Below are 19,075 nucleotides of genomic sequence, written 5' to 3' on the forward strand. Positions count from 1 at the left end.
TTTCGGTACCAATGCATAGAAGCATCGATACCGCCGGCTACTCCCCTGAAGAAGCAACGCTAGTATATAGGAACTTTTGTAGCCGTACAATTTTGCTGGCTAAACAGTGGTTATTCACAGCGTAAATACTGTTTGGGTTTAGACCAAAAAAGGCGACGGATGTAGGTGCTCATCGAAAAAGTTGGTGATAAGCGGCCACAATCGCTCGGCATGGCGCGAGAAAAAGCGCATATGGCCAATACCATCCAAGCCAAATGCTGAAGGGTAGAGCACACAACTACGCGACTTACTGCCACCATAGACTTCAATCATTTCCTGCAGATTTTTTTCATTGGCAATATTGTCATCGCTGGCAATAATCCACTTCGAAGGAATTTTCAAAGAATCATAGTTGTGATCACGGATATCCCGGCCGAATTCGGTTTTTACATAACCGGAACCATTGCACCAGTCTCGCCATTGCCGGGCGACGCCTTTAGGTAAGGGTTCACCCATTCCCACCCAATGAGATTTGGTATGGCCGAACAATAAGTTGGACACCGGAATAAATACATTCATAAAGAAATGCGCTTTCAACCGATAAGAACGGCGCATATTGCGTAGCGAACCGGATGAGCTGCCAAAGTTAATAAAAGCAGCCAGTTTGTGGGCATTTGGCATTAAGCCTACCAGTTGCCCACCGGCACTATGCCCCACCAGGAAGTAAGGCTGGTCGGGAAAAAAATCCCCAAGCGCATCTAAGGCGGCAGGCATATCCAGTTGGCCCCAGCTCACCAGGCTGGCATCACACCGGCGCAGTGAGGTAGACAGTGAATCACCAATACCTCGGTTATCAAAAGTTAAAACACCGAACCCCTGACTGGTTAAAAAAGTGGCGAAATGTGCATAGAATTGCCGCTTTATACCTGTCGCAGGGGCGATTAAAACCGCTCCCTTTAGGGGAGTAGTAGGCCGGAACAGGGTCGCGGATAGTTGGTAGCCATCTTCACAAGTGAGCGTGACGGGCTCTTGCATATACATTCCTCACAAATACATCGCTCCAGTAAAAGCTATCTGTAGTCAATTATCAAGCAAATTGGTTCATTGTAGACAGCAGATTTGGATCAGAATTCCTGATTTAAACGCCCGGACAGAAGAAAAAAACTAAGTGTTTCTTGGAGCAGGATTTTTTATTTTCCCAGGCGACTGCGCTGGGGACAATTCCCTCCACAATGACCCTAATGCACGGCTGTGGCAAGCTATTGTAACGGATTTCTTTGGTAATTAAGCCCCCTGTTGTCCATGTTATTGATAAGCAAAAGGACATAGCTGCGCAATAGACTTCCACTGCCATATCATCAGTAAGTAATAAAACAACAGGTATAGAAAGAGGGTAGGGCTCAGGCGGAAGAGCCAGGCAAAACTTATGCGCGCATATTTTTCTTCACAGCAGTATTGCAGGAAGCGTGCCTGACCGCTATACCCTACTGGCAGTTACCTGCGCATCAATCAACAAGGGGGATGATACCCGTTGTATGCTAAAGGCGCATACCGTGGGGCGGTGCCCGGCCCCGTAACCCCTCTCAATTTTGCAGGTCGACAATGCGTATAGCCCCCCATAAGTGAGGGCGAAGAGCCACTTGATCTTAAGTGGCGTGCCATACTTAAGCCTAAAGCCTTAAGCCTTAGGTCTTAGGCGCTAGGTGCACAGAGGGAGCTGAGCAAGCTTATTGAAAGGCCCCATCCAGATAGTGAAAAGGCGGTTAACAATGCTGCTGATATACGCAGGCGCAATTACGTATTACACGCCGGGGATATCGGCTTGACACTTATCCCACTGGCGCTCTTTGAGCAAACTCAGCAACGTCTGGTTAAAGAACCGGGCGTATACCCTGGCCACGGCGGCGTACTTATCATAGGCGTACGAGCCAGGGGTATAGGTATCATTAGATAATTGCTGGGTACCAAAGCGGGTCACCAGACAGGCGGGGACTTCTGGGGTGCTGATATTATTGCCATCTTGCACAACATAGAAGCGAAAATCCCGTTTGCCGAAGGCTTCATTAGCATAATACTCCGGCATACCGGATAGCAGCTTATTCATTTTTTTGTCGTTAGGCTGTTTAACATAACTACAACCGGATACAGCCATCAGTACCAGTAAAACGCACAGAACAGAAACGTGAAGTATTTTCATAAAATAAGCGCCCGAAGTATGAATTCGGGCGCATTATAGCCTGTTTGGGGGAAGGCTTGCTATGCAGAATATCTAGCGTAATTGCAGCGTAAAGACTTTGGAGCTGCGCTGGAAGTTATACAGCTCTTTTTTCGCCGCTGGCAATGCGCCCAGGTCGGCCGGTAAAAACCCGTGTTCTAAAAACCAGTGGGCGGTAAGCGTAGTTAATACAAACAGCGTATCGATATTATTTTCCAGCGCCCGGGCTTTCACTTCTTCCAAAATTCGTTCGCCACGGTTTTTGCCGCGATAATCTGCATGGGTGGCCACACACGCCAGCTCTGCGCAATTATCTTCCGGGTACAAAAATACAGCAGCACAGGCGATAATCATGCCGTCACGCACAATCACAATAAATTGGTTTATTTCATTTTCCAGACGTTCGCGGGAGCGCTTTACCAATGCACCGCTTTCTTCCAGCGGCTTAATAAGCTTTAAGATGCCACCTACGTCTTCAATAGTTGCCCCGCGCAGCTGCTCATAGTGATGTTCCAATACCAGCGAGCCGGTACCATCGCGGGTAAATAGCTCTTGTAACAAGGCCCCATCTTTTTCGTAGCTTATGCAATGGGCGCGGGAAATACCGGCCGCTACGCTGGTGGTAAGGGCGCTTAATACGGAGTGCTCGGTAGTAATTTCACCCCCTAACATCATCGCCTCAAGCGCAGGACGCTCGATAGTACGAAGCAACTTACCGTCTTGATGGAAGACCCCTTCATAGTTAGAAAACACCATGATTTTGTCAGCTTTAAGGGCGATCGCAGCTTGCGTGGCCACATCCTCGTGAGAGAGATTGAAGACCTCGCCAGTAGAGGAGTATCCCATGGGGGAGAGCAGTACAATAGACCCATCGTTGAGATGATCGTTAATACCGGTGGTATCAATCCGTCGCACAACGCCCGTATTCTCAAAGTCTACCCCTCCGCGCACCCCCATAGGCTTAGCCACTACCAGGTTGCCCGAACATACCCGAATCTGTGCTCCGTGCATGGGCGAGTTAGCTAACCCCATGGTCAGCAGCGCTTCAATTTGCGAGCGTACCGACCCTGCGGCATCTTTCACACATTCCAGGGTTTGTTTGTCGGTAATCCTGACCCCATCGGCAAACTTACTTTCAATATTGCGTAAGGTAACCCGCTGATCGATTTGCGGCCGCGCGCCGTGAACCAGCACCAGCCGTACACCCAAACTTGAAAGCAGGGCAATGTCGTGAATAATATTGGGAAAATTTTCATGCTCGATGGCTTCCCCACCAAACATCAGGACAAAGGTTTTTCCCCGATGTGCATTGATGTATGGCAGCGAGCTGCGAAACAGTTTTATGCCGTCTTGTTGGTGCAGCACCATATCCGTTATAGCCCCTGTTTATCCAGGTTTTCCAGTTCCTGATATAACGCCTGGATTACTGTTTTTGCACTGGTGCCCCCTAAAATATTGCGTTTATTAACGCCATATTCGAGTTGTAGAACCGGATAAACATCGTCGTCAAATTTGTCGCAAATAGCCTGTAAGTCAGCCAATGGCATATCTTCAATCGGGCAACTTTGCTCTAACGCGGCCAGTACCACCTTGCCGGCGATATCATGTCCGGTTCTAAATGGAATACCTTTTTCCACCAGGTAATCGGCCAACTCTGTGGCATTGGCATAACCTTGTGCTGCCGCTTCCCGACAACGTGTTTCGTTCAGGCTTAGAGAGTCAAGTACCTCGGTAGCAATGCATAAACAGCAATGCCACTGATTAACCGTATCGATAGCCCCTTCTTTGTCTTCCTGCATATCTTTATTATATGCCAGCGGTAAACCTTTCATGGTTACCAGCAGGGCCTGCAACGCGCCAAATACCCGACCGCATTTACCCCGCATCAGCTCCAATGCATCAGGATTTTTCTTTTGCGGCATCAGTGAAGAGCCTGAGGTAACGGTATCACCGAGTTGCAAAAAGCCTGCTTCACCAGAATTGTAGAAAATTAAATCTTCAGCCATCCGTGAAATATGCATCATGCTGGTACTGGCGGTAAACAATAGTTCCAGAACAAAATCACGGTCAGAAACGGCATCCAGACTATTCAGGCACGGGCTATCAAAACCCAGTTGCTGGGCGATATCATCACGGTCCACCGGGTAGGTGGTACCAGCTAATGCGCCACTTCCCAGCGGACACTGATTAAGTCGCTTCTGCAAATCTTCCAGCCGGCTGATATCACGTTTAAACATTTCCACATAGGCCAGGCACCAATGCGCAAACATGATGGGCTGGGCTCGTTGCAAATGAGTGTAGCCAGGTATTATTGCTTCTTGATGGCGATTAGCCGTGTTGAGTAACGCCCGAATTAACTGGTATAGATCCTGTTTGAGCGAGTCGGTGTGCTCACGCACCCACAAACGAAAATCCGTGGCAACCTGGTCATTCCGGCTGCGTCCGGTATGCAGTTTGCGCCCTACATCACCTAGTTCATCTATCAGCGCTGCTTCAACAAAACTGTGAATATCTTCTTCGGTGCTAGCCGCAAAATCCAGTTCACCAGCTTCCGCCTGGCGTTGCAGACGCGTCAGGGCGTCTTCAAGCTGTTGTTGTTCCTGTTCGCTCAATACGCCGGCTTTATGCAGAGCACGAGACCACACAATTGAACCTTGCATGTCTTGCGCTGCCATTACCTGGTCAAATGGCAGTGAATCATTCACCTGCCGAAACATACTGCTACTACCGGCAGAAAACCGGCCTCCCCATAAAGCCATGCGTATGCTCCTTATCTATGCTGATTTTTTAGCGCTTCAATCCGACTGGACAAGCTGAATAACCGGATAAATCCTTCGGCATGCTTCTGGTCGTAAACATCATCAGCACCAAAGGTAGCGAAGTCTTCAGAATACAGGCTATTTGGCGAACGACGCTGCGTGACCGTGGCCTGACCTTTATACAGCTTAACCACAATGTCACCGGTAACCTTTTGGGCAAAGGACGCTGCGCCCGCTAACAGGGCGTCATTGATGGCGGTAAACCAACGACCATCGTACATAACGTGAGAAAATTCCAGGCCGATTTGTTCGCGATATTTAATGGCCGCTTTATCTAATACCATGGTTTCCAGGGCTTTGTACGCTTTCATCAAAACGGTGCCGCCCGGGGTTTCATAACATCCTCGTGATTTCATGCCTACCAACCGGTTTTCGACAATATCAATACGGCCAACCCCATGGGCCGCAGCCAGGGTATTAAGTTTAACCAGTGCCTGATACGGCGATAACGCTTCATCATTGACGTGAGTCAGTTTGCCTTCATTGAATGACAGGGTAATACGTTCTGGCGTATCCGGGGCTTCTTCAGGGTCTACCGTCATGGTCCATACCTGCTTGGTAGGCTCTTGCCATGGATCTTCCAGCTCGCCCCCTTCATGGGAAATATGCCAGGCATTCGCATCGCGACTGTAAATTTTGGTCGCTGACGCGGTTGTTTTAATATCCCGCTCGGCAAGGTAGGCCAGCAAATCTTCGCGCGATACCATATCCCATTCACGCCATGGAGCAATAACCGTCAGGTCAGGCGCTAAAGCTGCAAACGTACTTTCGAACCGCACCTGATCGTTGCCTTTACCGGTACAGCCGTGGCACAGCGCATCAGCGCCGACTTTACGGGCAATCTCAACTTGTGCTTTAGCTATAACCGGTCGGGCCATAGATGTGCCAAGCAAATATTCACCTTCGTAAATTGCGCCGGTGGTGACGGTGGGGAAGATGTATTCACTAACAAATTCTTCTTTAAGATCGACGATATAGCACTCGCTGGCGCCGGAAGCGATGGCTTTATCGTGTAGACCCTCGAGTTCCTCGTCGCCCTGACCTACATCGGCGGCAAAGGCTACCACTTCACAACCATAATTTTCTTTTAACCACGGGATAATCGCGGAGGTATCCAAACCACCAGAGTAAGCCAGTACAATTTTTTTCACTTGTTGCATTATCATATTCCTCGTTATGCGCCCAATAGGTGAGTAAGGATGGCATTTTGGCCGTGCATTCTGTTTTCTGCTTCCAGCATCAGTAGCGACTTACTGCTGTCAATCAGCGAACCGGTAATTTCCAGGTCGCGGTGCGCTGGCTGACAGTGCAGCACATACTTTGCCCCGGTGATTGCCATCATGTCTTCATTTACCTGATAAGGCATAAATTTTTCTTTAATAGTGGTTAACGGGGTGTCATCACCCATCGACAACCAGGTATCGGTATATAAGGCGTCTGCCCCGGCAGCGTCGCTTATTTGAGTGGTTTGTACAATACTGGCGCCAGTGGCCTGACCAATGGTTGTGGCCTTGGCCACAATCGCTGGGTCAGCTTCATGGCCCGGCGGGGTGACCACCACCTGATTACAGCCCAGCAATGCGCCTGCCAGCAGCAATGAGTGAGTAACATTATTGCCATCGCCCACGTAGGCAAGGGTCAACCCCTTAACCTGGCCAAAGGTTTCATACAAAGTTAAATAGTCAGCGAGAGCCTGGCAGGGATGGTATTTGTCGCATAGCGCATTGACTACCGGTACTTTGGCGGCGCTGGCGAACTGCTCAAGGGTTTGATGCGAAAAAACCCGGGCCACGATCGCATCAGCCCAGCAGGCTAGATTCGCTGCCATATCCACGGCATCTTCACGGCCGGCTAATTTGCCTGCCTGGCAATCCAGGTACACCATATGGCCGCCCAGTTTGTTAATCCCAATATCAAAGCTGACCCGGGTACGCAGTGAGGGTTTTTCAAAGACTGCCGCCACCGACTTGCCTGCCAGCACATTGGCATAGGCCGCAGGGGACTGTTTCATCGTCAGCGCCAGTTCAAGTAAAGAATGCAGGGCATCCGGGGTCCAGTCTGAAAACGTCAGCAAATCCTGTTTCATGGTTTATTCTCCTGCCCCGGTGGGCGTGTTGTTTATTCTGGTGCCGGTGGTGTTGGCCAGTATTTCTTCTAGCGGCGAGGCCCAGCTGGCGATAGTGACCGGCCTGCGCAGCGTTTTTGCTGCCAGCAATGCAGCATCGGTCTTTACTTTCATGCCTTCGGTAATAATACCTTCATGAACCATCACCGCAATTTGCGCCAGGTCGAGTTCGCTCACCAGCGTTTTGTTTGCATCTAATACCCCGGGGACATTGGATAACAATAACAATTGCGCACCTAACAGTTCAGCAACTACCGTCGCCGCCTGGTCGGCATTTATATTCAACAAGCGGCCGTCGTCCGAACAGCCAATAGAGCTGATAACAGGCAAAAAGCCTTGTTCAAGCATACTGTGTAATAGGCGGTTATTGCCCGCGGTAGGGGTGCCCACTGCACCATATTTATCTGCCAGCGCGGTACACTGCACCATGTTGCCATCCAACAATGATAGCCCAACTGGCGTCAGCCCGGCCTTGATAGCCAGCGCACACAACCCTTTATTGGCGCTACCCGCCAGGGTGCCGCTAATGTACGGCATATGTTCGTCAGGGGTAACCCGTAGGCCATCTATTTTATGGCTGGTTAACCCTAGGCTAGCCATCAATGTTTCTACCAAGGGGCCGCCGCCATGCACCATCACCACGGGGCGTTGTTTGGCGATGGTGGCGATATTAGTAAGCAGGGCAAGGCCAGCTTCGGCATCTTCTAGTAGGGCACCGCCTACTTTGATAACAATGGGTTGGGGTGTCATTCTGCTAATAATCCTTTAGTGACCGGCAACCCACTGACCAGATTGGCGCATTGAATTGCCTGAGAGGCTGCGCCTTTCATTACGTTATCAATCGCCGCAGTGATTACTGCATAACCACTTTTTTCATCCAGCTTCCAATGCAGATCTACAAACGGTGTATTAACAACATCATCCAACCGTGGAAAACTCTCACGCAACCTGACTATGGGATGATCAGCATAGGCCTGGTGATAGGCCTGATTTAGCTGTTCGGCCGTACAACCCGCTACCGTTTTAACGGTGACTGTGGCCAGAATTCCCCGCTTAAAATTACCTAAGTGAGGCGTAAAGATAACCGGCGTGCCTAAATATGCTTCAATCTCGGGTGTGTGCCGGTGCCCTAGCACGCCGTAAGCCTGCAGACTGACTTCACAAAAGCTATTGGCCAGGCTGGCTTTACGGCCTGCCCCCGTTACCCCGGATACTGCATTGATCACAGGGCGCACGGCTGAATCTAATAATTGAGCATTAAATAAAGGCTTAAGCGCGCTTAACGAGGCGGTAGGGTAACAGCCCGGCACGGCAATAATGCGGCTTTGCGCAATCGCCTGGGGGTACCACTCTGCTAACCCGTAAACTGCGTTACCAAGAGCGTCGGTCGAGGTATGTTCGAAGCCATAGAACTGGCTGAACACAGCAGTATCTTTTAGCCGAAATGCGCCAGATAAATCCAGGATTTTCGCCCGGCCGCTGGTCAACGTTGCCATCCAGTCATGACTGGCTTCATGGGGCGTAGCCAAAAACACCAGGTCCATGTTTGCGGCAAGTTCGGCTAAAGCTTCGTCGCTGATGGGTTCTAGCCGAACCTGCGATAAGTGCGCAAGGTTGCCATGAATAGCCGATAAGGGTTTAGCAGCATCAGCGCTATTGGCTGAGACAAAGGTTCTTGCTAGCGTCATATCGGGGTGGCGAGCGACTAAATCAACAAGTTGTGCGCCGGTGTAACCACTGGCACCAATAATAGAGACATTCAACATAATTTAATTGCGTACTGAAGATTGAGAAGAAAAAAACACTTTTTACCTTTGACGCTTGATTACAGTAAGCCGTAGTCAAAAAAACCGGGCAAAGGTAAAAAGTGTGCTACTGAACAGGCAAGATACTAAGCAACTTTCGTCGCTCAAAGCCTTGCCATGCGTAGCTAGCCAGGGGAGAACTAAACTGTGTAGCAGGCTCACGGGTTAAGCGAAAACCGCTGGTTGGTAGTACCATGGGAATATCCTGTCTCCTCTTATGTTGGTCTGGGTCTCGCAAGCGTAACGTTTACCCTGCGGATCGAGCCAAAACCACCAAAGATGTTTAAACCGAGGTCTATCTTACATGTATAGAATAATTATGCAAATAAGTTGTATAATTATCTCATCGGATGTGTGGGTCGTTCATCGCATAAGCAGCGTGGTTAGCAGTGCTCGATCATGCCGTGTATACATGACACTATATTGACAAGCCTGCGCTAAATAACCAACAATCGGCGCTAGTCTGAGGTAGGTGCCTGCGGTTAACCCAGCTGGTGCTGTCGGGCAGGGTGGATATCAAGGTAGCTTTAAGGAACATAACAATGAGTAAAAGTACCATTGCGCTGGTGGCTCACGACCACAAAAAAGCAGAGCTATTAGCGTGGGTTCAGCAACATATGCCAATAATGCAGCGCTGCCACATTGTGGCCACAGGCACGACGGGAGGGATGATAGCCCAGGAAACGGGGTTGCAGGTAACACGCTTTAAAAGCGGCCCATTGGGCGGCGACCAGCAAATTGGTGCGCTGATAGCTGAAGGCACCCTGGATGCATTGTTCTTTTTCTGGGATCCATTAAATCCGGCGCCCCATGATCCGGATGTAAAAGCTTTGCTGCGTTTATGCTCAGTGTGGAATGTGCCTGTTGCGTGTAATAGCGCTACAGCGGATTTAGTGGTTACTTCACCACGTTTTTTATCAGTGGATTACCAAATTAAAAAACCAGAGTATTAAAAACGCCTGCCATAGAAGGACCTTATCGGAACTCAGGCAGGCGTCGTTGAGGTTCACCGTTGAAGGATATTATCCGCGGCGGTGTTTAGGACCACGACGATGTTCGTCATGAATCTCTTTTAGCTCGGTCAGTTGCTCATCACTTAAGATAGACTCCATCGCCTCCTGCTGTTGCAGACGGGCTGTCTTACTGTCTATCAACGCTGCTTTAAACTGTTGTGAAAGGGCCAGCCAGGCTGCTTCATCAAAAGTTTCTGCCTGAATTATTGTGCGTTCCTGTTCACGCAGTTGCTGCATTTTTGCGTGGCTTTGCTGGCGCTGTTCACGGCCTTGTTCCAGGGTAGCCTGAACCGCACTTAATTGATCATCGCTTAAATCAAGCTCGTCAAATGCCGGCGGTAATTTGCCAGCATCCGGCCGCTTACGTTTATCAGCATGATTACTACGCTTCTGTGCTTTTTCTGCCTTCTTCGCTGCCAGCGCTTCTTGTTGGGTTTCGGTAAGTACCTGATAAATAGCATGCTTGGCTTTAGCCCGAGCTAACTGATTAGCTTGGACAGCTTCAAAGCGCGCTTCAATAGCTGCGGCTAGCTCTGCTTCGGTCAGGTTGGCCGGGGGACGTTCACCTGGTGTATGTTCCGGGCGGTTAGCTTTCATATCAGCCCGTAATGTTTTAACAATAAGCCGGATATCTGCTTTTTGGGTTTTTTCCAAATCCAGACTACGCAATTCTTTCATCATATGGCGGATGCCATCACGCTTAGCATCAGCTTTTTCCCTATGATCAGGTTTAGCTACAATGGCGCCAGACACTAACAGGGCACCGATTAGCGTTGTTACGATACGTTTTTTCATAAGAACCTCCATTGCTTTGACGGTAGGAAGTGTAGCCTGATGCAATGCAAAGGTGGGTATGAAAAGTGTAAAGCTTCTGTAAATCCGGCTAGCTGGCTTATTGCCCTAGCCCGGAAGTCGGGTAAGCTATAAATGAATTGAGCTTATTTTAAAACGGTGGAGGTATCAGTGAATAGCGCTGAATCACGGCAGGCGGCCAGGCATTCTATCCTTATTATCGATGATGATAATGAACTTACCGATATGCTGCAAAGCTATTTGCAAACATGTGGCTATAAAGTCACGGTAGCCAACGACGGCCTCAAAGGGCTTGAGGTGGCTACTGGCGGTGAAGCATTTGACCTCATATTGCTGGATGTAATGATGCCCCAAATGGATGGCTTTGATGTGCTTAAAAAGTTACGTATGAGCCATCTTACCCCCGTGTTGATGCTAACGGCCCGCGGCGATGATTACGATCGAATTTTAGGGTTGGAATTAGGCGCGGATGACTATTTACCCAAACCGTTTAATCATCGGGAACTGGCCGCCCGCATCAAAGCTATACTGCGCCGTCTTGAGCTCACCACCAATTCCCGCCAACAGCAGGACGTACGGGTTAATCATATTGTGTTGTCGGTAGCCCGGCAGCTGGTGCACTGTCATGATAGTGCGCTAAACCTTACAGGAACAGAATTTGCCATTTTGCACTTGTTGATGTTGAACGCCGGCCAGCTGGTAACCAAAGATGATATTTCAGAAAAGGTGTTGGGCAAGAAGTTAATGGCGTACGATCGCAGTATTGATATGCACGTGAGCAACTTACGCAAAAAAATGGCGGCAGTGACCAGCGACGATAAAATTAAAACAATCCGCGGCGCGGGTTATTTATTGAAAACAGGCTAAGCCATGAATATCCGTATGCTTAACCCCGCACGGCGCCTGGTTGGCCGGCTATTTTTATGGTTTTGGCTAACAACGCTTCTGACTGCCGGGTGTGCGGTATGGATAAGTAAGCTGGTGGAGGATGACATCGACATTGCCGCGGTGCCGCTGCGCCATGTTAAAACCCTGCATCAATTGGCGAATCGACTGGAAAATCAGCCTCTTCCCACATTACAGACGTCGCTCAACCGAGTGAGCCGACGTTTGCCGTTCAGGTTAGTGGCGGTGGCGATAGACTCAGGTGCCACGGTGCGCAGCGACGGCCCCCCACTGCGCCCACGCACCGAACAGCGGTTGCGCGATTTAATTGCCCAACGCACCCCCATCATGCTTAAGCAGCGCGACTTTTCTTTAATAGGGCCGCAGCCTTTTGTATTTCAGTCGCAACGTTATGCATTATTTTTAGCCGAGCGAGGGGCCCCGATGGACCCGCGTGAGTGGCTGATAGGCCTGCTTGGAGTGGGCGTTGTGGTGAGTATGTTACTGTCTTACTGGTTTGCCCGTTCTTTGGTCAAACCTATACAACAGCTGCGTTCGGCTAGCAAAAAGCTGGCCGACGGCGACTGGCAGGCGCGGGCCCAGGCGCCGGCTAACCGGCAAGACGAACTCGGGGCCCTGGCCCGGGACTTTAATAGTATGGCTAGCCAGTTAGAGAATCTATGGCGTGGCCAACAACGGTTGCTGGGCGATATTTCACACGAATTACGGTCGCCGCTCACTCGTTTACAGATGGCACTGGGATTGGCACATCAGCAAAATATTGATGCGCCCACGTTGCAACGAATTGAACGGGAAGCGGTGCGAATGGAAACCCTGATTAATCAATTACTGGCCTTAACCCGCGCGGAGGCCGCGCCGCCACGTATGGAAACGATTAATATCGATAGTCTATTACGAGACCTATGCCAGGATGCCCAGTTTGAAGCCAGCAATAACGACAAGGTTTTTGCTTGTACTGATTTACCCGCTACGGCGGTACAGGCTAATCGGCCCTTATTGTGCAGCGCAGTAGAAAATGTGATTCGAAATGCCATACGTTATGCCCGCACCCGGGTAACGCTGACCGTGGAATGCCAAGCGTCGCACTGGCAAATTATTATTGAAGATGACGGCCCCGGCCTACCCGTAACAGAACGAGAAGCGATTTTTTCGCCGTTCTATCGGGCGTCATTGGCGCGCGACCGTGATTCCGGTGGCGTAGGGTTGGGATTGGCAATTGCAAAAGCGGCGGTCACAGCGCATCATGGGATAATTCGTGCTCACCAGGCGCAGGCCGGCGGCCTGCAGGTGATAATCCATTTGCCTTTTAGCAGTTAAACAGCGTTATCTATGCCAGTGTCCTTATTCAGCGAATCCGAACTTAGCGCTGCCAGCGTATCCCATATAGAGCCGTTCTGGCAAAGTGCAGTGAAAACCGGAAGTTTTCAAGGTAAACACGATGTCCCGGTCAGTTATGCATGGTGTTGCCCGCCCCAGGCGCGGCAGTCTGTCTTAATTAGTTCCGGCCGGATCGAATCGTTACTTAAGTACAAAGAAGTCATTTATGATTTGTATCACCATGGCTATGCGGTATTTATATTAGATCACCGGGGGCAGGGCCTATCGGGCCGCATGACCGACAACCCTCATCATGGTTATGTAGCTAATTTCACTGATTATGTTGATGATCTGCTAACCTTTCACCGGCAGGTGATAACGCCCCACCAGCGCGGTGCTTTATCCTTATTATGCCACTCAATGGGCGGTGCTATCGGGGCGCTGACCATACTGCGGGAACCCGGATTATTTGAGCGTGCCGTGTTTTGTTCGCCGATGTTCGGAATCAGGCCTGCATTACCTGAGCCGGTAGCGAAAGGGTTACTTTGGTTAGGCCAGCGTAAAGCAATAAAAGCAGGGGTAATCGCTGATTACTTTTTTGGTCAGACTGATTACCAGGCGGTGCCGTTTGGCCTCAATAAACTTACCCATAGCGACGTACGCTATCAACTTTTTCGCTCGTTGTACGAGGCTGAGCCGGCTATCCAGCTGGGCGGCGTAACCACGGCGTGGCTGGCAGCGGCGCGCCAGGCCATGGCTGAAATTACGCAGCAAGCCCCCCGGTTAACGCTACCTTGTCTGCTATTTTCCGCCGGGGCCGATAAGGTGGTGGATAATCGCGTTCAGCGGGCTGTGGCGCGGGCGATGCCCCATTGCCAGTGGGTGGAAATTAGCGGCGCGCGTCATGAATTACTGATTGAAGCAGACCGCTACCGGGTACCAGTAATGAAGCAACTGTTAGCCTTTTTGGATAAGTCTTAGCCACTGTCTTGCCAGCGCCAGAGATTGGTCCTATGCTGTGCCGCATTCCTTCGCTTACTATTTAGCCATCATGATAGATATTGTGTTATACCAGCCTGAAATACCTCCCAATACCGGTAACATCATCCGCTTATGCGCCAACAGCGGGTTTGCGTTGCATCTTATAGAGCCCCTTGGCTTTGACTGGGATGATAAAAGAGTACGCCGGGCCGGCCTTGACTATCATGAATTTGCCCACGTAAAACGGCATGCAGACTTACCTGCATATATTGCAAGTGAGCAGCCAAAACGGCTTTTAGCCTGCACTACAAAAGGGTCTTCGTTTCACAGCGATGTAAAATACTGTCAGGGCGATGCGCTTATCTTTGGCCCGGAAACCCGCGGGTTGCCTGATGACTTTATTCAGTCACTGCCGCCAGGACAGCGGGTCCGCATCCCCATGCTGGAGAACAGCCGCAGTATGAATTTATCCAATGCAGTAGCGGTGTTTGTTTACGAAAGCTGGCGTCAGTTTGGTTATCCGGGGGCGCGCTGATCCAGGTTAGCCAAGAAGAGAAGTTTGCTAGTCCTCAGTTGTAAATAGTAATTATTATTATTTACATCTAGCACTTTAGTCAGTAAAGTAAGTGGCGTCTTAATTCACAAATTTTGTATACATACCTATGAAAACGCTGCCTTTATTGTCTGCTTCTGTCTTTGCTTTGCTGTCTTTTAATACCAGCGCCCAGTCATCGCTGGCCCCTGCTACGAGCGACGAGGAACTTGAAAAAATTGAAGTGACCGGCACGCGCAGTGCTTTTGGCGCAACGAAAACCAATGTGCCGATTGTAGAGTTGGCTCGCTCGGTATCCATAGAGACGCTCTCTGATCTGAAAGACAAAGGTGCATTTAATTTATCGCAAACAGTAACCTACATGGCCGGGGTGGCCGGCGAGACCTATGGTTTCGCTACCCGCGGCGATGCGATCAGCAGCCGTGGACTTTCAATACCCCGCTACCGGGACTCGATTCAGGAGCTTTTTGGCAGCTATAATTCTACCCGGGCTGAGGTTTATACGCTGGAACAGGTGGAGTTACTAAAAGGACCTGCTTCAGTACTTTACGGCCAGGGCTCGCCGGGGGGCTGGTAAATTATGTTTCTAAAACCCCAGGGGTAAATAATGTCAATGAGCTGGTATTGGAATATGGCAGCTTTAATAAGAAACAAGTAAATGTGGATGTAGGCAGCCGCCTGACCGAAGATGAAAAATGGCTGGGTCGGGTGGTCGGTATCTATCGGGATGCCGACACGCAGGTAGACTACGTTAATGATGATACCCGGTTACTGATGCCATCAGTCAGTTACTCTCCCAGCGATGCCACCCGCTTGACGGTTATCGGCTTATTTCAAGATACTAACAGTGATACTGCCGCCCAGTTTGTGCCGATTGAGGGTACTCTTGAGCCACTGGCAGATGGCAGCTATTTGCCCGATCAAGATGTATATGCTGGCGAACCAGGCTTCAATAAATACGATACAAAATCCAGCCAACTGACGGTGCTCGGTGAGCATGCCTTTAATGATACCACTGAGCTTACTTTCACCGCCTTGTGGCGTGATGGGGAAGCCGATTATCACCAAGCCTGGCCTTTGTTTACCGGCACAACACGTTATATTAACGCGTTTTTGGGCGCCCCCGTGGTGGGCACTGAGACTACTGTAGCCCGTACCTTTTATACCGCAGACAATACCTTTAAACAGCAGGCGGTGGATATTCGTTTGAGTAAAACCTTTGATACGGGTGCGTTTGAGCATGTGATTTTGGCGGGGGTACAGTATCAGGATGTGGAAACAGACAATAATTTCTCGTATTACACCGATGGGGGTGTAAGTGCCGGTGACTTTCGTTATGTACTGGATTTAGCTAACCCGGTTTACACCGGCGCACCGGACCAAGCGGTATTTGATGCACTTTACACCGATGGCCCCTTGCAAACAGTGAAGGACGTTGGCTTATATCTGTCTGATCAGATTGCCTATGACAACTGGCGGATAACCCTGGGTGTGCGCCAAGACAGTGTCGACAATGATAATGGCAGTGTTAGCCAGGATGATTCCCAAACCTCTTATTCAGCCGGCGTGCTATACAAGTTTGCCAATGGTTTATCGCCTTACGTCAGTTATGCTGAGTCGTTTGAAACTGTCGTTGGCCTTGATATGCTGGGGAACCAATTAGAACCGGAAACCGGACGCCAGTATGAAGCCGGCATTAAGTATGCCTTTAACGCTATTCCAGGCTTTGTCACACTGGCTTGGTATGACATTGAAATAGCCAATTTGCCGAATCCGAATGCGTTGCCTGTCACCGCGTCTCAGCAGCAAGGTATTGCCACCATTAATGGGGTCGAGTTGGAAAGCCGTATCGTGCTAGGAGAGTTTACCGCAGAGCTTAATGCCTCGGTGATGGACGCCCAGGATCCAAATGGCTTTGAATTACCCGGCCAGCCTGATAGTAATGCCTCATTGTGGTTAACCTGGGAGCCCTCGTTTGGCGATGGCTTACGGATGGGTGCTGGTCTGCGGTATGTCGGGCAAAGCGTAGCGGAAAATACGGCGGTACGTTATGCCACCCCGGATTACACCCTGGCCGATCTGATGCTTGAAAAGCCGCTGTCAGATAATCTTATTGCTCGGCTGAATGTACGCAATCTGACGGATAAGGAATACCTGACTTCCTGTTTAACCCGAGGCGATTGTTTTCCGGGTGTCAGACGAAATATTAATGCGTCACTAACCTATCAGTTTTAACCGGAGACACTGTTCGTGGCTTATACACTGAGTTTTATACTGGGCATGCTGGCTATAGCCGTTACCTATTATAGCTGGCAGCGTAGTACCCCCTCACTGGGTTGGGCCGCGTTGGCGGTATTTATTACCAGTGTGATCAGCTTTAGCATAGCAGCAGGCTGGGAATACGGCGTGGTCTACGGGTTGCTATTACCAGGCGTTTTGGTGTGGGTAGCGATAGCCCGGGAACAAACTATACGGCCTTTAAAATTGACCCAGGCTCCGGTGCGTACCATCAGTACCTCGGGTTATAAAATGGCTGGTCATCTGGCCCATGCGCTGGTGGTGTTGGTAGGGCAGTTGTTGCTCAGCACTGTGATAAGTGTAGCCCTAAGCCGTTTTTTACCGATTGAGCAAACTGGCCAATTGGCAGTGTGTATAATTATTCAGCCGTTACTTTGGGCTATGCTGGCTTATCACTATTTAGGCAGCCCCGCCAAACGCAAGGCGGTAATGTATCACAGCGTCGCGGCGGCGCTGTTTGGGATTACTTTGGTATTATAATGTTATGAAGCTATTCACCCGACAACCCGCACTTAATGCCCATAGCTGGCTTGGTGTATTTCTTGGTGTTTTCCTGTATTTGCTCTGTTTATCGGGCACCCTGGTTGTGTTCAATCAGGAATTTGAACGCTGGGAACAGCCAAATATAGAAGAGTTTGAGCGTGTTTCGCCCGAGGCGATAGACACTGCAATGGCTCGCTTTTTGGCTAAGCATCCCGAAGAAACCGAGCATTACCACGTCGTGCTCCCGGGGTCAGGCATTCCGCGACTGGTGGTAGAAAATGACCACAATGCCTGGTTTGCTGACGCTCAGGGTAACCTGCTTGAACAAGAGCGTTTTCCCTGGTCCAAAATGTTAGTGAAATTGCATTATTATCTGCATTTGCCGATGACGTGGGGGCTGATTTTTGTCAGTGCGATGGGGGCGGTGATATGTGCATTGGTGGTAAGTGGCATATTTGCGCATAAGCGCCTGGTGAAAGATGCATTTAAACTTCGACGTGGCGGCACCGTACAGCCCGGCCGTATTGATTTACACAACCGCTTTGGCATATGGGCGGCACCTTTTCATTTAATTATTGGGATTACCGGAACCTATTTCGGTATCGCAGGCGTTATTCTTACCCTTGTCGCGCAAATAGACTATAACGGTGACCGGCAGGCGGTAATGGATAAAGTCTTCACCCCAGAACCCCAACTAGAGCAAACCGTCAGCACGCCCCAAATTGGTACGGCGCTGGCCAACTTTGAGCAAATGAATACTGGTCATGTACCATTATTTATTACGGTTCACGATGTGGGCACGCCCGCTCAGTTTATCGAGTTATACGGGCAAATGCCGGGTAAAATGGCGTATTCTGAAAATTATCGTTTTGACAGTAGCGGGGCTTTTTTAGCCACCGCTGGGTATGCCGATGGTTACTGGGGTAAACAACTAATTTATTCCATGTATCGTTTACATTTTGGCGACTTTGCCGGCTTACCAGTAAAAATTCTGTATTTTGTATTGGGTATTATGCTCACGGCGCTATGTGTAACGGGTGTCGATATTTGGCTGGCAAAACAGGCTAACCCACCCCGGCTTCGTCGCTGTTGGGCTGCGGTGGTATGGGGTAGCATAAGTGCTATTGCACTAAGCGCCTTAGCTTCTTTGTGGTCCGATGTATCTATGTATTATAGCTTCTGGTGGTTAATGGTGGCAGAGGTCGCGGCCAGTATTGTAACGCCCTATCTGCAACCCGCCCGCTGGCAGCTTATCAGTGGCTTTAGCAGTTTGCTATTGGTCGTCGCACACCTTATGGCTTTTACAGGTAGTGCGTTAAACGGTGCTGCACTGGCGATCAATATGTTACTCGTAGCCTATGCACTGTGGACGTTCTGGCGCTTTTATCAGCATCAAAAAGTGCCTGAATTCGCGGCCCCCGCCGCGGCGCGTGCTGGTTCTCCGGCCGCACCTCGCCACTGTGACGCGGTAGTGAGCCAGAACGCTTCTCAAGCGCAGGATTAAACATTGCAGCAATGGGGTGCGCGGCAACGGTTGCGCCTCGTAGTGGGATGGGCCGGTAGATAAGGTCCAACCTGTCTATTTAGAACTTATGTCACCTACTTACCCGCTACGGCTTTGCGCCGCACTCGTCCGGGGTGGGGCGTAACAGCAAAAAATGAAAAGACTCATCTTGGCCGGGCAGCGTCTATACTGTCCGGTTTTTTTTTGGCTTAAAATATAACTTATATAGCTATCGGCTGAGCGAGGAAAGGGCTAAACGGGTAA

At 50.0% G+C, this 19,075-nt stretch carries 18 protein-coding genes; 9 read left to right on the forward strand and 9 right to left on the reverse strand.

Features of this window, described 5'->3' with window-relative positions; all coding sequences use genetic code 11:
• Nucleotides 1-138 precede the first annotated feature (138 nt).
• The 8 genes from D0Y50_RS01760 to argC form a co-directional block, all read right to left on the reverse strand.
• A complete protein-coding gene (locus D0Y50_RS01760; protein WP_117315205.1) occupies nucleotides 139-1,014 on the reverse strand; it encodes an alpha/beta hydrolase family protein in 876 nt (291 codons plus the stop codon).
• A gap of 766 nt (nucleotides 1,015-1,780) precedes the next feature.
• Complete coding sequence (locus D0Y50_RS01765) at nucleotides 1,781-2,176, reverse strand: hypothetical protein (RefSeq protein ID WP_133175090.1); 396 nt, start codon at nucleotides 2,174-2,176, stop codon at nucleotides 1,781-1,783.
• A gap of 72 nt (nucleotides 2,177-2,248) precedes the next feature.
• A complete protein-coding gene (argA, locus tag D0Y50_RS01770; RefSeq protein WP_108565676.1) occupies nucleotides 2,249-3,562 on the reverse strand; it encodes an amino-acid N-acetyltransferase in 1,314 nt (437 codons plus the stop codon).
• A gap of 5 nt (nucleotides 3,563-3,567) precedes the next feature.
• Nucleotides 3,568-4,953 carry an argininosuccinate lyase gene (argH, locus tag D0Y50_RS01775; protein ID WP_117315207.1) on the reverse strand — a complete coding sequence of 462 codons (1,386 nt, stop codon included), beginning with the start codon at nucleotides 4,951-4,953 and terminating at the stop codon, nucleotides 3,568-3,570.
• An 11-nt stretch (nucleotides 4,954-4,964) separates the two neighbouring features.
• On the reverse strand, nucleotides 4,965-6,173 hold the full coding sequence (locus D0Y50_RS01780; protein WP_408640673.1) for an argininosuccinate synthase: 1,209 nt from the start codon (nucleotides 6,171-6,173) through the stop codon (nucleotides 4,965-4,967).
• A 14-nt stretch (nucleotides 6,174-6,187) separates the two neighbouring features.
• Nucleotides 6,188-7,099 (reverse strand): ornithine carbamoyltransferase, encoded by a 912-nt coding sequence (locus tag D0Y50_RS01785; RefSeq protein WP_108565673.1) that lies wholly within the window; start codon nucleotides 7,097-7,099, stop codon nucleotides 6,188-6,190.
• Nucleotides 7,100-7,102: 3 nt separating this feature from the next.
• A complete protein-coding gene (gene argB / locus D0Y50_RS01790; RefSeq protein WP_108565672.1) occupies nucleotides 7,103-7,888 on the reverse strand; it encodes an acetylglutamate kinase in 786 nt (261 codons plus the stop codon).
• On the reverse strand, nucleotides 7,885-8,904 hold the full coding sequence (gene argC / locus D0Y50_RS01795; protein ID WP_117315212.1) for an N-acetyl-gamma-glutamyl-phosphate reductase: 1,020 nt from the start codon (nucleotides 8,902-8,904) through the stop codon (nucleotides 7,885-7,887). The genes argB and argC overlap by 4 nt, the downstream gene beginning before the upstream one ends.
• Before the next feature lie 581 nt (nucleotides 8,905-9,485).
• On the opposite strand from argC, the gene D0Y50_RS01800 reads away from it, so the two are divergent.
• Nucleotides 9,486-9,896, forward strand: coding sequence for a methylglyoxal synthase (locus D0Y50_RS01800; protein WP_108565670.1), 411 nt, complete (start codon nucleotides 9,486-9,488; stop codon nucleotides 9,894-9,896).
• 69 nt (nucleotides 9,897-9,965) lie between these two features.
• On the opposite strand, the gene D0Y50_RS01805 is transcribed toward D0Y50_RS01800, so the two are convergent.
• On the reverse strand, nucleotides 9,966-10,751 hold the full coding sequence (locus D0Y50_RS01805) for a Spy/CpxP family protein refolding chaperone (protein WP_170145435.1): 786 nt from the start codon (nucleotides 10,749-10,751) through the stop codon (nucleotides 9,966-9,968).
• A gap of 243 nt (nucleotides 10,752-10,994) precedes the next feature.
• Between D0Y50_RS01805 and D0Y50_RS01810 the strand changes: the two genes are divergently transcribed.
• From D0Y50_RS01810 to D0Y50_RS01840, 8 genes are all read left to right on the forward strand, one after another.
• Entirely contained in the window at nucleotides 10,995-11,636 is a 642-nt protein-coding gene (locus D0Y50_RS01810; RefSeq protein WP_108565840.1) for a response regulator transcription factor, read from the forward strand.
• A 3-nt stretch (nucleotides 11,637-11,639) separates the two neighbouring features.
• Nucleotides 11,640-12,992, forward strand: coding sequence for an ATP-binding protein (locus tag D0Y50_RS01815; protein ID WP_108565668.1), 1,353 nt, complete (start codon nucleotides 11,640-11,642; stop codon nucleotides 12,990-12,992).
• A 12-nt stretch (nucleotides 12,993-13,004) separates the two neighbouring features.
• On the forward strand, nucleotides 13,005-13,973 hold the full coding sequence (locus tag D0Y50_RS01820; RefSeq protein WP_117315214.1) for an alpha/beta fold hydrolase: 969 nt from the start codon (nucleotides 13,005-13,007) through the stop codon (nucleotides 13,971-13,973).
• Nucleotides 13,974-14,043: 70 nt separating this feature from the next.
• The gene (gene trmL / locus D0Y50_RS01825; RefSeq protein WP_108565666.1) at nucleotides 14,044-14,508 is read left to right on the forward strand and encodes a tRNA (uridine(34)/cytosine(34)/5-carboxymethylaminomethyluridine(34)-2'-O)-methyltransferase TrmL; all 465 of its coding nucleotides are present in this window, start codon (nucleotides 14,044-14,046) and stop codon (nucleotides 14,506-14,508) included.
• 127 nt (nucleotides 14,509-14,635) lie between these two features.
• Complete coding sequence (locus D0Y50_RS19670; RefSeq protein ID WP_232366415.1) at nucleotides 14,636-15,103, forward strand: TonB-dependent receptor plug domain-containing protein; 468 nt, start codon at nucleotides 14,636-14,638, stop codon at nucleotides 15,101-15,103.
• Nucleotides 15,104-15,144: 41 nt separating this feature from the next.
• Entirely contained in the window at nucleotides 15,145-16,761 is a 1,617-nt protein-coding gene (locus tag D0Y50_RS01830) for a TonB-dependent siderophore receptor (protein WP_232366540.1), read from the forward strand.
• A gap of 15 nt (nucleotides 16,762-16,776) precedes the next feature.
• A complete protein-coding gene (locus D0Y50_RS01835) occupies nucleotides 16,777-17,304 on the forward strand; it encodes a hypothetical protein (RefSeq protein ID WP_108565664.1) in 528 nt (175 codons plus the stop codon).
• Between the two features lie 4 nt (nucleotides 17,305-17,308).
• Nucleotides 17,309-18,811: a PepSY-associated TM helix domain-containing protein gene (locus tag D0Y50_RS01840; protein ID WP_117315216.1), complete on the forward strand. Its 1,503-nt coding sequence runs from the start codon at nucleotides 17,309-17,311 to the stop codon at nucleotides 18,809-18,811.
• The last annotated feature ends 264 nt before the right edge of the window (nucleotides 18,812-19,075 follow it).

Origin of the sequence: Salinimonas sediminis (assembly GCF_003429285.1) — a bacterium.
Taxonomy (GTDB): Bacteria; Pseudomonadota; Gammaproteobacteria; order Enterobacterales; family Alteromonadaceae; genus Alteromonas; species Alteromonas indica.

Coding starts and splice junctions, on each gene's coding strand:
- D0Y50_RS19670 (WP_232366415.1), top strand. CDS start 14,636: ATGAAAACGCTGCCTTTATTGTCTGCTTCTGTCTTTGCTTTGCTGTCT.
- D0Y50_RS01810 (WP_108565840.1), top strand. CDS start 10,995: ATGCTGCAAAGCTATTTGCAAACATGTGGCTATAAAGTCACGGTAGCC.
- D0Y50_RS01840 (WP_117315216.1), top strand. CDS start 17,309: ATGAAGCTATTCACCCGACAACCCGCACTTAATGCCCATAGCTGGCTT.
- D0Y50_RS01780 (WP_408640673.1), bottom strand. CDS start 6,173: ATGCAACAAGTGAAAAAAATTGTACTGGCTTACTCTGGTGGTTTGGAT.
- argC (WP_117315212.1), bottom strand. CDS start 8,904: ATGTTGAATGTCTCTATTATTGGTGCCAGTGGTTACACCGGCGCACAA.
- D0Y50_RS01815 (WP_108565668.1), top strand. CDS start 11,640: ATGAATATCCGTATGCTTAACCCCGCACGGCGCCTGGTTGGCCGGCTA.
- argH (WP_117315207.1), bottom strand. CDS start 4,953: ATGGCTTTATGGGGAGGCCGGTTTTCTGCCGGTAGTAGCAGTATGTTT.
- D0Y50_RS01820 (WP_117315214.1), top strand. CDS start 13,005: ATGCCAGTGTCCTTATTCAGCGAATCCGAACTTAGCGCTGCCAGCGTA.
- D0Y50_RS01785 (WP_108565673.1), bottom strand. CDS start 7,099: ATGAAACAGGATTTGCTGACGTTTTCAGACTGGACCCCGGATGCCCTG.
- argA (WP_108565676.1), bottom strand. CDS start 3,562: ATGGTGCTGCACCAACAAGACGGCATAAAACTGTTTCGCAGCTCGCTG.
- D0Y50_RS01765 (WP_133175090.1), bottom strand. CDS start 2,176: ATGAAAATACTTCACGTTTCTGTTCTGTGCGTTTTACTGGTACTGATG.
- D0Y50_RS01805 (WP_170145435.1), bottom strand. CDS start 10,751: ATGAAAAAACGTATCGTAACAACGCTAATCGGTGCCCTGTTAGTGTCT.
- D0Y50_RS01760 (WP_117315205.1), bottom strand. CDS start 1,014: ATGCAAGAGCCCGTCACGCTCACTTGTGAAGATGGCTACCAACTATCC.
- argB (WP_108565672.1), bottom strand. CDS start 7,888: ATGACACCCCAACCCATTGTTATCAAAGTAGGCGGTGCCCTACTAGAA.
- trmL (WP_108565666.1), top strand. CDS start 14,044: ATGATAGATATTGTGTTATACCAGCCTGAAATACCTCCCAATACCGGT.
- D0Y50_RS01800 (WP_108565670.1), top strand. CDS start 9,486: ATGAGTAAAAGTACCATTGCGCTGGTGGCTCACGACCACAAAAAAGCA.